Origin of the sequence: Rickettsia aeschlimannii, from assembly GCF_047973405.1 — a bacterium.
In the GTDB taxonomy this organism is placed as follows: Bacteria; Pseudomonadota; Alphaproteobacteria; order Rickettsiales; family Rickettsiaceae; genus Rickettsia; species Rickettsia rickettsii.
Map to the genome: position 1 here is coordinate 80,768 of NZ_JBFQGO010000003.1, position 12,547 is coordinate 93,314.

Here is a 12,547-nt window from a genome sequence, read left to right on the forward strand (position 1 = left end):
TACAATGTATGCTTTATATCAATACTACACTTCCGTCTCTTCTAAGACCACTGTAGAATCAGCAAGTTTAGTAATTTTTTCAATTTTTAACCGAGCTTCTTTTAGTTTTTTCTCACAATGATTCTTAAGTAAAATACCTCTTTCAAAGCTATTAACTGCCGTCTCTAGACTCTCTTGTCCGTTATCTATTTTTTTAACAATTTCCTCAAGCTCTTTTAAAGCTTCTTCAAAGCTAATATTTGCTTCTAAAGTTTTAGTATTAGTCATTTATTTTTATTTTTAAATGGTTATCTGTAGTAGTTTTGTCTTCAGTTGTTTTGGGGTATAAGTAATTTTTTTAGCTCACTGCTATCAAAAGTTTTCTTAGGAGCAAAAATACTCCCTTGCATTTTTATATTAAGATGTGCCACACTATCTTTATCAGAACTTGTATTTGAGGTATTTAACTTAACAAGCCTTGCCGGTACGTAAAATGATAAAATACTAGATGCATCCATATCAAAATTATATATATTAACTGCAAAAGAGGCCGCACCGTTACTATATTGTGTTGCAAATTTTACTTTCTTTAAAAGGGCAATACCTTTTTGTAGTTCAATATCACCGCTTATACCTCTAATATTTTCTTGTCCTGTGGTTATAGCACTATTTATATCTTTATCTAAATTTTGTACCTTATAATCAGCTGTATCAATTTTTTCTATAAAAGAATCAATTGCAAAATTATTAACATCTATATTGTTTATAGCAAATTGTGATTTTGTAGTAAGGTTATATAGCTGGCTTTGAAGAGTGTTACCGTTAGTTCCTAAACTACCGCTTATACTTATTTTTCCGCTACTTGCAGTAAATATTTTAGGCATAAGAGCCGAAACTTTGTTTAAATCTATTGTATTTAAAGCATATACGAAATTTATAGCATAAGGTTCTAATAAAATATTGCCGTTACCTTGAAGCTTACCGCCTAATAATTCTGCTTCAATATTATTAAATTGTAATAAATTATTATTATTTGCTACATAAAATTTAACATTTTTCAATATTAAATCATTTTGTAATAATGTCGACAATGTACCGGAAACTTGTAAGGTAGCTTTATCTAAACTATAATCATTTATTAATTTATTTCTTAAATTAAGCATTCCTGCCGGTGATAATAAATCAGTAGTAAGATTACCGTCCTTAATTTTTACGGTCAAAGACGGGAATACACTCGATGCATCTAAGTTCCAGCTAGTTGATAAATAGCTGTTAGCAGTTTTAAAATCTAAATTACTAATTTTTATATTAGCTGGTACGATTTTAGCAAGCAAATTCATTTTGTCAAATACATGATTGTTATATTTAACGCTATCTATCAGAATATCTAAATTAGCTAAATATCCTATTGTTCTAATAGGGATGAATTTACTTGGATAATCTAGAGCTTTCATATCTTTAGTTAAATTTTTTGTAAATTCGATAAGCGGCGAAATTATTGGATACGTTCTACTGCTTAAGTCAAGCGAAGATATATTAAGAGTAGCGTCTAAACGAGGTGTTTGAGCAATAAATTTACTAGAAAAATTTCCTGATAAATTTAAATTATCTGTTTTGAGTAATAAATTTTTAAAAAATAAATCTATTAAAGTGAGTTTTAAATCCGATGACAAGCTAAAAGGAATAGCTTCTTTAATAGTAACGTCGTTAAATCCTAAAATATTCAGTAACGAATTTATATCGTTGTGCTTTAAATATAGCTGTCCATCAAACATACTTCTAACGGCATTCTGTGTTACATTACCTGTAAGCTTAAATTCTCCACCTGATTTAATATTACCTGAAAATTCATTTATCTTTAAAGTACCCTTTGATAAGTTAGAAGAAAAGACTATTTTTTCTAGTGCTTCATTATTACTTAAGATTATTTCGTTAATTGCTACGTCTGCTTTAAGTAATTTATCGGCAAAAATAAATCTAATATTTGAAGAAGAAGTATTAAATGTTACCTCTGCATTTGGAGAAATTAACGAACTTAAATCTATTTTAGGAAAATCTAGTTTTACATTAGTAGTAATATTATCATTTTTAGCAATATTAACAAATCCATTACCAATAATAAAAGACGATGCTATTACTATGCCTTTTAGCTCTATTTTATCTTCATTATTTGAAATATTAAATTTAACGTTTACTACCTCATGTTGATTAAATTTATTAAAAAGATGGTTTAAATCCGGTAATATATTATACATTACCGATGCTAAATTTTTAATCTGATATTCACCACTACCGCTAGTAAGCTTAGAATCTTTGTAAATTTGCGATAACTTAAAACCATAGTCATTATTATCAATATTAAGACTAAAATCTACTATATCGTCACGTTTATTAATTGAACCTGAAATTTTACCTATATAGTTACTTGTAGTTTTAAATATGTAATTGGACGATAAAGCATTTTCTTTTTTTAATATACAATTATTAAAATTTAAAATAGAATAATCTTGTTTATTAATAATACTTAGATTAGTAACATTTAGATTTATATTTTGTAATTTATATTTAAAGAAATTCTTTATTAACTCTTCATGATTATAAATATTTAATACATTAGAATGTGAATAAAATTTAGCATCTAATATATCTATTTTATTAATTTTAGGATTAAATTTTATAAGCGACCACAACGAAAAATAAATTTTAATCTGCTCTAAATCTAACTTTCCTTCTTCTCTTATCGTCTCAATAACTAAATAGGACAAAGGAAATTTATTCACCTTTATTTTTCCGATATTTTCTTTCGCAATTCCTAAATGACTGGTAAAATTATTAGTAACCGAATTATAGTTAACAAACGATAATGCACCAAACATTATAAATAACAATAATGAGAAACAAATTATGACGCCGGCAGCTATTTTTTTTATCATGTCTGTAAAAAAGTTTTTAAATATATTATTATATATAATTATCAAAATTTAAAGGCAAATTAATGAATTCTTTAGAAAATTTAATTTTAGTCGGTGTAATAAAATCATGTCACGGAATTAAAGGTCATGTAATGTTAAAATCTTTTACCGATCCTGCTACAAAAATACTTGAAAGAAATTTAGTAAATGAGTCAGGAGCAAATATACATATTAAGCTAATTAGCCAAAATGCCAAAGGAGAATTAATTTGTACATTTAATGATATAGTTACTCGAAATGAAGCTGAAAATTTAAAAGGTTATAAAATATTTTGCTTAAGAGCAAGTTTACCGGAACTAGAAGAAGATGAATTTTATATAGCGGATTTAACTCATTTACCGGTATTAAACCAAGATCATAAAGAAATAGGCAAAATTAAAAATATTCTTAACTTTGGTGCCAGTGACATAATTGAAATAGAATTTTCAGATCAAACAACCGAATTATTACCTTTCAATAAAGAATTTTTTCCTATTATAACTAAAGATTATGTAATTTTAAATTATCAAAGAGAAGCTTGAATAATTTACCATAGTTTTCAATTTCTTTATAGTACCCTACGATTCTTATTCACCTCTGTCATCCCGTCGCGTGACCACGGGATCCAGTTAAAAATACTAAATTTATTAGTATTTATTGTTTTTATGGACCGCGTGGTCAAGCCACGGGGACAGGGTGACGCAGTGGGTTTTACCGGTCCACACAACAACGCCTCGTGTGAATGACATAGAATATAATTATTTCAATCCTTAATTGAGTAAATTATATAAAATTGACAATTAATCCTTAAATACTATAATTAATACATGTATATAAATAGAAGGTTAAGCTCTATGCCTAAAACTTTAAAATACTCACTTATTATATTTATAAGTATAATATTATTATTAATTGTTATTCCTTTCTTTATTCCTTTAAATAATTATAAAGGAATAGTAATAGATAAAGTTAAAGAGGCTACAAATAGAGATTTAACTATTAACGGCGACATAAAATTATCTTTACTACCGAATCCCGCAATATCACTATCAGAAATTAAATTATCATCAATAAACGGTACAAAAGAACCTCATCTAGTTTCCGTTGAAGGTGCTAAAGCGTCATTGCGACTTTTCCCTCTTTTTAGAGGAGCAATTGAAGTAGCTTCTATAGAACTGCAAAAACCGATTATAAATCTAGAAGTTTTAAGTAATGGACAAAAAAATTGGCAATTTTCTACACCTAATAATGCATCCAAAACAAATGAAATTAGCTCTGTAGAATCTACCGATACTGAAACTGAATTAGTACTTCCTATTTTGATTAGTCATTTTAAAATTATAGACGGCAAAGTAATATATATAGAAAAAAACAGTGAGAAAATATTTAACGATATTAACTTAGAGACTAAAATTAAAAGCCTTAAAGGTCCTATAGATTTGACTTTAGCTTTAAAGGCTTTGGAACAGCAAATTAATATAGAAGGAAATATTGAAGAAATCGGTAAAATAATTCCGTTAAGTACCAATATTAATCTTGCCGGTGAAAAAATTAAAATTGAAGGAAAATTTGATAGCAAAAATAATTCTTTCATAGGTAACGCAAATATTAAAGGTAATACTAAAACTTTAGGTATGCCTGCTGATTTACAAAATGACTACGAGCTAACTACGACAATTACTGCCGATAGTAAAAATATAGCTATTAAAGATGCTAGACTTAATTATCCAAATATAGAATTACTAGCAAATACAAATTATGATATAGAGCGTAATAACTTAAAATCAAATATTATTATCAATCCCGGGAACATTATAACCGAGATTAGATCTAATTTAGATAAGACAAATATTATGCTACAAGTTGATAGTTTAAAACCTATACTTGATGCTCTAAAACTAAAGACCGATAAATTACCGCCTATTATTAATCAAAAACTTATACTTACTTCTAATGTAATTTGTAATTCTCAAGCAATAAAATTACAAAATATTAATTTATCGGCTGCAAATAGTAATCTAACGGGAGATATTGAGCTTAAAAATTTAGCACAAGATATAACTATTTCGCACAATCTAAAAATTAATAATTTTGAGTCGTTTATGTCTCTTATGGAAGTAAGTAATTTAAGTAAGATTGGAGTATTGCAGTTAAACGGGGAAGTACAAAAAATTAAAGATACTTTCCATATTAATAATAAAATATCCGCTTTTAATACTAATATATCTATTAAAGGAGATATTAATTTAGCAACTCAGAAGCCAAATTTTAATCTTAACTTATACAGTCCGTTAGTTAATTTGGATAAAATTCTCACAAGTAATAGCCCTACTCCTGCTCCAAATAAAACTAATAGTCCTGCTACTCAAAACATACCTACAGCTAAAAATAATTCTCCTTGGTCAAATAATCCTATTAATTTAGGGTTTTTAAATAAAATTGAAGGGCAATTATCAACAAATATTGATAAATTAACTAACAACTCATTAATCATAAATAATTTAAAAGCAAAATTAAATATCACCGGCGGCACACTGAATATTACTTCAGTTAATGCAAGCATTTACGGTGGCGAACTAAGTAGCACCGGTTATGTGAGTTCAGCAAAAGATCAAAACGCTGCAATTAAAATCGATTTAAAAAATGCCTATCTCAAAAGTTTTACTCCGCAATCGGGTAAAATAGAAATAACTGATGGGCGACTAAGCTTTAAAGCCGATCTTACTTCTCACGGTAATAGCGTTTATACATATGTTAATAATCTAAATGGACAATTTAACGTAAATAGCGATAACGGGAAAATAAGCGGATTTGATTTAAACAGAATCGCAGATGCGGTAAATAATGCTAAAAATACCGAAGGAGTATTGCGACTTATTAACAGCTCCTTTAGTGGCGGATCCACATCTTTCAAAAATTTAATTGCCAGCGGAAATATAACGCAAGGCAATCTTAATTTAAATGAATGTAGTTTAGATGCTTCACCTGCCACAACAAATGCAAGCGGTCAAATTAACTTACCACAATATATGATGGATGTTAGTGCAAGCGTTACTATTGCGGATTTACCGCCTATAGCCGTTAAATTATACGGATTCATAAATAATCTGCAGCATAAATTAGACGTTCAAGCCTTTCAAACATATTTAGTTAAAAACGTATTTAATAGCGTTATTAAAGACTTAAAAAGCGGAGAGAAGAAACCTGAAAATATTATTAAAGATGCTTTGGGTCTCAGAAAGAAAAAGGATACAAATACAGAGGAACAAAGCAGCCCCCTGCAGGAAAACCAACAAGCAGATCCTGTGAATAAGCTTCTACAAAAAGGATTGAAGAAACTGTTTTGATGTGACCGTCACGGGTGTTGTATGACTTATTATTCCTCTCTATGTCATCATCCAGCAAAACATATAGTGTAGTAACAATGTTGAAGTTATTTTTTCTAGACTTAGTTAGCAAGCAAACTAGATGACAGTGAAAAACTCGTAAATACCCACGTTTTGATACAGTTATTCCTGTGCCAAACCTAATGGATACACATCCTTTGTTTCCTCAGTATCTAATACTAAATTAGGTATGTTTTTAGGGAAATATTGAATTGCTTTAGTAATTTTTGCTGTTTCTTCATCATAATTTGCCTTTTTCAACAAAATAATAAGGTCTTCATATAATGATTTTTTATTTGGATTTAACCCTATAGCTCTTTTGATAGAAGCGAGTGCTTCCTCCGGATTTATTTTATGTAATTTATTAAAAAACTCTTCGTGATAGTGTATGCTTTACTTGGATCTAGTTCAATAGCTTTCTTTAATAATTTAATCGCATTATCTTGTTGTTTTTCCATTAAAATAGAACTTAAACTATGAAAAACTTCAGCTTCTCTATTGTTATATTTTTCAGTTTTATCATAAGTTTCATAAAATTTGAAAGTTCTTCAGGATCAGTGTCAACGAATTTTCGTAGATTGTCTTTTTTTTTCTTGATATTGATATCTGTTATGAAGATCGAGATATTTTTTAAACAGCTCCACAATTTCATCTTTAGTCATAATTTATCCTCTATTAATCTACTATAATATAAAAACACTAACTTGGTAAAGCTAATATTTACCCATATTGTTTCTTCCATCCTATTTTCATCTTTTTATATTTCTATGCTCTGCTGCTGCTTGTCATTTTTTAAAAAATATATCGGCACTTTTCACTTTTTTTTGGATTCCCCTCCTCTTTCTAATTTCTTATAATCATGTTCTTTGTTATATTTTTTCCCACCTTTATAATTAGCATAACGTCTACTTCTAGTAAAACCCATCTACAAATATTTATGCACCATATCAGCTCCAACAAAATCATTATCCTCTAAGTATTTTAAAAATATTTCATATATTTTTTCACTACTTTCTTTAGCAATTTCAGGAGTTTTAAACTTCCAATAAGGCAAAATTTCATTTTTATATGGTTGACAAATGCATACTCCTTGCTTACCTTTACCTACTCTATAGCTTTCCGGGCATTTACGATACTCAATATCATTTTTCCATTTATAACTTTTATTATCAAATATGATGTATTTGTAATTAATAATTTATAACTACAATTTCAATGTAAGTATTTTAAATAAACTTTAATTTAAAATCGTATGATTAAGAAAATAGTACAAAATACGAAAACTTTGCACGTACGTCCTAATGGAAGATCAGCTGATTACATAACACCTAACTTCATGTATGACTGTGCCGGAGGTTGCAGAAATAGTTATTGTTATGTTATGCGTTATAACTACGAGACATTATATATCAATGAAAATATAGATCAAATACTTGACGTATTGGATAAACATATAGCAAATTTACCGACTAAAATTTCCAATCAAACAGATTCTAAATATTGGACATATGATATAGGTTGTTCTACCGATGTAAGTTTGAATTGGAAACACACTAATTGGTTAAAGATATTTAATTTCTTTAAAGAAGATCCACGTGCTAAAGCAACTTTTGCTACTAAATATGTCAATCCTAAATTACTTAATTTTAATCCTGAAAACAAAATAAGGATTAGATTTAGTTTGATGCTGGCAAGAATGAGTGAGATATTAGAGCCAAAAACGAGTCCAATTATCGAGAGAATAAAAGCGGTGAATATTTTTATTGAAGCAGGTTACGAAGTTCATCTAAACTTTGCTCCTATTATTGCTTATGAAGGCTGGCTTACCAAATATACAAAGTTATTTGAAGATTTAGCTCAATATATAAATAACCAATATAAACCGTTTATAAAAGCGGAATGCATATTTTTAACACATAACGATAAGCAGCATGAAAGAAATATTGCCTCAAATAGATTAGAGAGTGAAGCTTTAATTTGGCAACCAAATATACAGGAAAATAAAGTAAGCGAATATGTAGGCAAAGCGGTACGTTATAAAGCCGGTATTAAGAGTAGTTTTATCCAACGATGGAGTGTGTTGCATGACAGGTTGTCCCTATGGAATAAAATACTATATATTCTAACTCTTCCTACTTATCAAAATTACGAACAAAAGCATAAAATTTAAAAATTACAGTTATAAATAAAAAATCACTTGCATGAAAATAAACTTATGATATGTTTCTTCACATTGGGTTTCAATTTTATCTTCCATAAAAGTAACCCAACACTATTATCTCTCAGCTAATAGTGGAATATAGTGTTAGTTGAGTACAAAAGTAAAAATATAAAAAACAAGTAAAATATCGAATAGGCAAAAAATCGTTTAGCTTGTTTGTTATCAGAGGTGTCATAGAATAAAGAACCAGCATAATATAGAAATACTACCCCAAGAATACCAGAAATTATTAAATATATAAAATTATTCATTCCAATAAAAAAAGGCATTAGCGAAACAATAAATAAAAGAATACTGTAAATTAGAATTTGTTTTTTAGTATATAAAGTCCCTTTTACTGCAGGCATCATCGGTACTTTACAGTTTTTATAGTCATCGTTACAGAACAAAGCAAGAGCCCATGAATGCGGCGGCGTCCAAATAAAAATAATCAAAAATAATATAATCGACTCTAGAGATATAGTATTGCTTACCGCTGCATAACCTATCACAGGAGGTAAGGCTCCCGATACTCCGCCAATAACGATATTTTGTATAGAACGACGCTTTAACCAAATAGTATAAATACAGATATAATAAAAAATAGTGAATAACAGTAAAAAGGATGCAAGTAGATTAACACATAAAGCCATAAAAAATACTGCAAAAAATCCCGTTATCAAACCAAAAGATAAAGCTTCATCAGATTCTATAACTCCTCTTACTATCGGTCTTTTTTGGGTACGTTTCATTAAGCTATCGATGTCTCTATCGTACCACATATTAATTGCCCCTGCACTACCTGCCCCAAGAGCTATGCAAACAACTGCAATACCAGCAATAAACGGATGCACGGAATAAGGAGCAAGCCACATACCTACAAAACCCGTAAAAATCACAAGCGACATTACACGCGGTTTCATAAGTAAAATATAGTCTTTAACAGTACTTTGTGAATGATTGATTTTACCTAAATTGATTGGTCTTACTAAAGAACTCATATGAAATATTTTTTAATTAAATATAAAAAGTTTTAGGTTAAAAATCAATGATTGACTTTGATGCAAGAAATGTATATATTTTTTTGTAATTCAAATAATAAATAATAAGTTAAGGATATTATCAGTGACAAAAATTGTTCGTTCTAAATATAAAGCTAGTAGAAGACTTGGAGTAAGTCTATGGGGTGATAGCAAGGATGCTTTCAATACACGAAATTATCGTCCCGGACAACATGGGCAGAATACCACCATGATTAAAACTTCAGATTATGGTTTACATTTAAAAGCTAAGCAAAGATTGAAATGCCACTACGGTCGCGTCACTGAAAAACAATTTAGAAATATTTTTGCACTTGCTCAAAAAATGAAAGGTAATACCGGTGAAAACTTCATTGGGTTACTTGAAAGTAGACTTGATACGGTAGTTTATAGAATGAATATAGCTCCAACTATTTTTGCTGCAAGACAGTTAGTTTCACACGGACATATTAAATTAAACGGTAAGAAAGCCGATATCGCAAGCATACGACTAAAGGTAGGCGATGTTATAGAAGTTAAAGAATCTGTAAAACAAATACCGCTTATCCAAGAATCCGTTTCAAAACAAGGTCAAACAACACCGGGGTATTTATCATTTGATGTACCTTCATTAACCGGTAAATATTTAAGAGTTCCTGCTCTTTCTGATGTCCCATATCCTTTTGAAGCAGAAGTGCATTTAGTAATCGAGTTATATTCTCGTTAATAATTACAAAAAGGCAGGTTTTATTTATCTGTCTTTTTACTTTCTTCCCTACACCTACATTTTTTCTTTATACTATAATACAACTTATCACCTAATTCGGCAGCGTTTATTAAAGATAGATTAGTTAAGAATTTAACGTCTGAGCTAATAAAAGACTATAATTTGTGACGAAGCAAGAAAGTATAAAAATGCTAATTTTTAGCATTTTTTTATTATTTTTATGGAGTGCCACGCTACTTTCAATCGCTCGAAAGGTATTGCTGTGTGGATCAGTTTTTCAGTTGTCATCCCGCGACTTGATCACGGGATCCAGTTAAAAATACTAACATTATTAGTATTTTTAGTTGTTTTTGGATACCGTGTTCAAACCACGGTATGACACCGAGTGCCTTTTTCGATACACACAACAACGCCCGCTCACAATGACGATACCTATTTTTAATAAAAATAATGCTGCTTCTACCTTTTCCAAGAAGTTAGCATATGGAACGCATTTAATAATTAGCGGTATAACTGGTTTTATTGTAAATGGGACAACAGGAAGCAGTCTTTTTGTTTCAGCAACTCTTGCTGATGAAATCTTAATAACCGAAGGGTATTTTCAGAAACATTATCTTACTTCTGCCACGTTTAAAGGAAATTTAATCTACCCTATTACTACAAATCTCATCACAACTTTTCCTAATTATTCAGTACCAATTTATTTAACTTCTACAGCTGCAATAGTAGTAGGCTTAGCATATTATGGGACTGATTTCTTTAATTATCAGGAAAATTTAAAAGAAATTCAGACAAACTTAACTCCTAATATTAGGGTAATTGATCCTAATATACTTTCTAACAATTTTAAAAATGATTCAAAAAATGAAATTAAAGATGTAACCCAAGGGTTTTAGATTTAATTGAAGCATACATAAATAGTAGTTTTATTAACTATACCGGAAATGATGGCAATACATTAATTGCATTAACCTTACTCATACAGAACCCTAATGCTGCTATAGGACCTCTTGTTTCTCAAGGAGCAAAAATCAGTATTTTATGGTGTGGAAAAAATATAATAAGCACACTATTCTATAAAGCTTCTTTAACACAAAATACTCAAGATTTAATCGAACAAAAAGCTTTAGAACTGTTACTAAACGAGGAATATAAAAGTAAAATCTTAGGATTAAAGGATATAAGAAGCTATTACTAATAATTTATTTAATGATCTTAATAATACTTTCACTATTGGAATTTTACAATTAGGGAATTTAACCACTCAAAAAATTATACAGCTTATTGCATTGCAAGATATAATGAATTTAGTTCCAGGAGCTATTATATTTAATGAGTTTGAAAATATTAAGCAAGGATTTTTAAATATATTATATCAACTGGATATTTCTTACAGGCAAGAAGCAGAGAAAATTAACGAGAATAAAGCTTCCATAGTAAGAAATATATCCTCTATGCCAAGCAACTTAAAGCTAAAAAAGAAATATCAAAGAAAATGTTGTTTTTAGATAGCACAAAAAATACTATAACTACTATACTAGATATCTCCGATAAATTCATAAAATCACTTTACTATATTTATAAAGTAAAAAATGGAGAGATTACACCTGAGCAAGCTCTACTACTTAATCCTTGGTTTGAAACCTTAAAATCATTCTTAATAAGTTCCTTATTAAAAATAATCTTTAGTGGAGCAGTTATATCACAAGCGAGAATTACAAAATTAATAGAGGCAATTTCTTCTGAGAATAAAAAAGGAATAACATGGTCTACTAATGATACAAACGATGAACTTGCAATTTCTGATTATAACCTAATTATAGAAGAAAGAACTATTTTGAGTTTTGAAAAATTAGTATTCAAACTAGGAGCACATTATCTTCTTTCAGCTTCCTCAGGAAAAGGCAACACTACTTTTTTAAAGAGTTTAATCAATTGTATTGTTGATCCATGCCATAGCATTGGTGAAATTTCCATACCTACCCATTATCAAAATCCAAAAATAATATTTATTGATCAGAATAATTATATACCGGTTTAATCTACTTAATTTGAAATAATAACCTCCGGCCTTGATCAATCAATCATTAAAAGTAATCAGCAATTATTAGAAGAAAAAATTAACACACTATTTATAAAATTTAGATCTGAGCACATTAATTATGCACTTAAGTGATAAAAATTATGATGTAATAAATGCACCAAGTGACAGTCAAAAGAAAAAAATTGGAATCATTAAAGCTATAATTTAAAACCCTAAAATATTAATTTTAGATGAGATATTT

10 protein-coding genes and 2 pseudogenes are annotated in these 12,547 nt (G+C 28.9%); 7 read left to right on the forward strand and 5 right to left on the reverse strand.

Annotated features, from left to right (window positions below; translation table 11 throughout):
- Positions 1-24 precede the first annotated feature (24 nt).
- Positions 25-267: an exodeoxyribonuclease VII small subunit gene (locus AB4K15_RS02930; protein ID WP_014014175.1), complete on the reverse strand. Its 243-nt coding sequence runs from the start codon at positions 265-267 to the stop codon at positions 25-27.
- A pseudogene (locus tag AB4K15_RS02935) lies at positions 260-2,912 on the reverse strand (exodeoxyribonuclease 7 small subunit). Before AB4K15_RS02935 ends, AB4K15_RS02930 begins: the two are co-directional and overlap by 8 nt.
- 62 nt (positions 2,913-2,974) lie before the next feature.
- Here AB4K15_RS02935 and rimM point away from each other — a divergent pair.
- Together rimM and AB4K15_RS02945 are read left to right on the forward strand one after the other, a co-directional pair.
- Positions 2,975-3,472, forward strand: a complete 498-nt coding sequence (gene rimM / locus AB4K15_RS02940) for a ribosome maturation factor RimM (protein ID WP_032074109.1) — start codon at positions 2,975-2,977, stop codon at positions 3,470-3,472.
- 312 nt (positions 3,473-3,784) lie between these two features.
- A complete protein-coding gene (locus AB4K15_RS02945) occupies positions 3,785-6,277 on the forward strand; it encodes an AsmA family protein (RefSeq protein ID WP_500224418.1) in 2,493 nt (830 codons plus the stop codon).
- Positions 6,278-6,439: 162 nt separating this feature from the next.
- Here AB4K15_RS02945 and AB4K15_RS02950 read toward each other — a convergent pair whose 3' ends face one another.
- Both AB4K15_RS02950 and AB4K15_RS02955 read right to left on the reverse strand, forming a co-directional pair.
- Positions 6,440-6,580, reverse strand: coding sequence for a hypothetical protein (locus AB4K15_RS02950; protein WP_500224420.1), 141 nt, complete (start codon positions 6,578-6,580; stop codon positions 6,440-6,442).
- A 550-nt stretch (positions 6,581-7,130) separates the two neighbouring features.
- A pseudogene (locus tag AB4K15_RS02955) lies at positions 7,131-7,514 on the reverse strand (DUF4385 family protein).
- Between the two features lie 54 nt (positions 7,515-7,568).
- Between AB4K15_RS02955 and AB4K15_RS02960 the strand changes: the two are divergent.
- Positions 7,569-8,486, forward strand: coding sequence for a spore photoproduct lyase family protein (locus tag AB4K15_RS02960; RefSeq protein WP_500224424.1), 918 nt, complete (start codon positions 7,569-7,571; stop codon positions 8,484-8,486).
- Positions 8,487-8,602: 116 nt separating this feature from the next.
- On the opposite strand, the gene cyoE is transcribed toward AB4K15_RS02960, so the two are convergent.
- Complete coding sequence (gene cyoE, locus AB4K15_RS02965; protein ID WP_500224426.1) at positions 8,603-9,517, reverse strand: heme o synthase; 915 nt, start codon at positions 9,515-9,517, stop codon at positions 8,603-8,605.
- A 124-nt stretch (positions 9,518-9,641) separates the two neighbouring features.
- Here cyoE and rpsD point away from each other — a divergent pair, with 124 nt between their 5' ends.
- From rpsD to AB4K15_RS02985, 4 genes are all read left to right on the forward strand, one after another.
- Positions 9,642-10,262 (forward strand): 30S ribosomal protein S4, encoded by a 621-nt coding sequence (gene rpsD, locus AB4K15_RS02970; RefSeq protein WP_032074106.1) that lies wholly within the window; start codon positions 9,642-9,644, stop codon positions 10,260-10,262.
- A 422-nt stretch (positions 10,263-10,684) separates the two neighbouring features.
- Positions 10,685-11,158 carry a hypothetical protein gene (locus tag AB4K15_RS02975; protein WP_048751047.1) on the forward strand — a complete coding sequence of 158 codons (474 nt, stop codon included), beginning with the start codon at positions 10,685-10,687 and terminating at the stop codon, positions 11,156-11,158.
- A 405-nt stretch (positions 11,159-11,563) separates the two neighbouring features.
- Complete coding sequence (locus AB4K15_RS02980) at positions 11,564-11,770, forward strand: hypothetical protein (RefSeq protein ID WP_032074105.1); 207 nt, start codon at positions 11,564-11,566, stop codon at positions 11,768-11,770.
- Entirely contained in the window at positions 11,758-12,303 is a 546-nt protein-coding gene (locus AB4K15_RS02985) for an ABC transporter ATPase (RefSeq protein ID WP_500224430.1), read from the forward strand. Before AB4K15_RS02980 ends, AB4K15_RS02985 begins: the two co-directional genes overlap by 13 nt.
- The last annotated feature ends 244 nt before the right edge of the window (positions 12,304-12,547 follow it).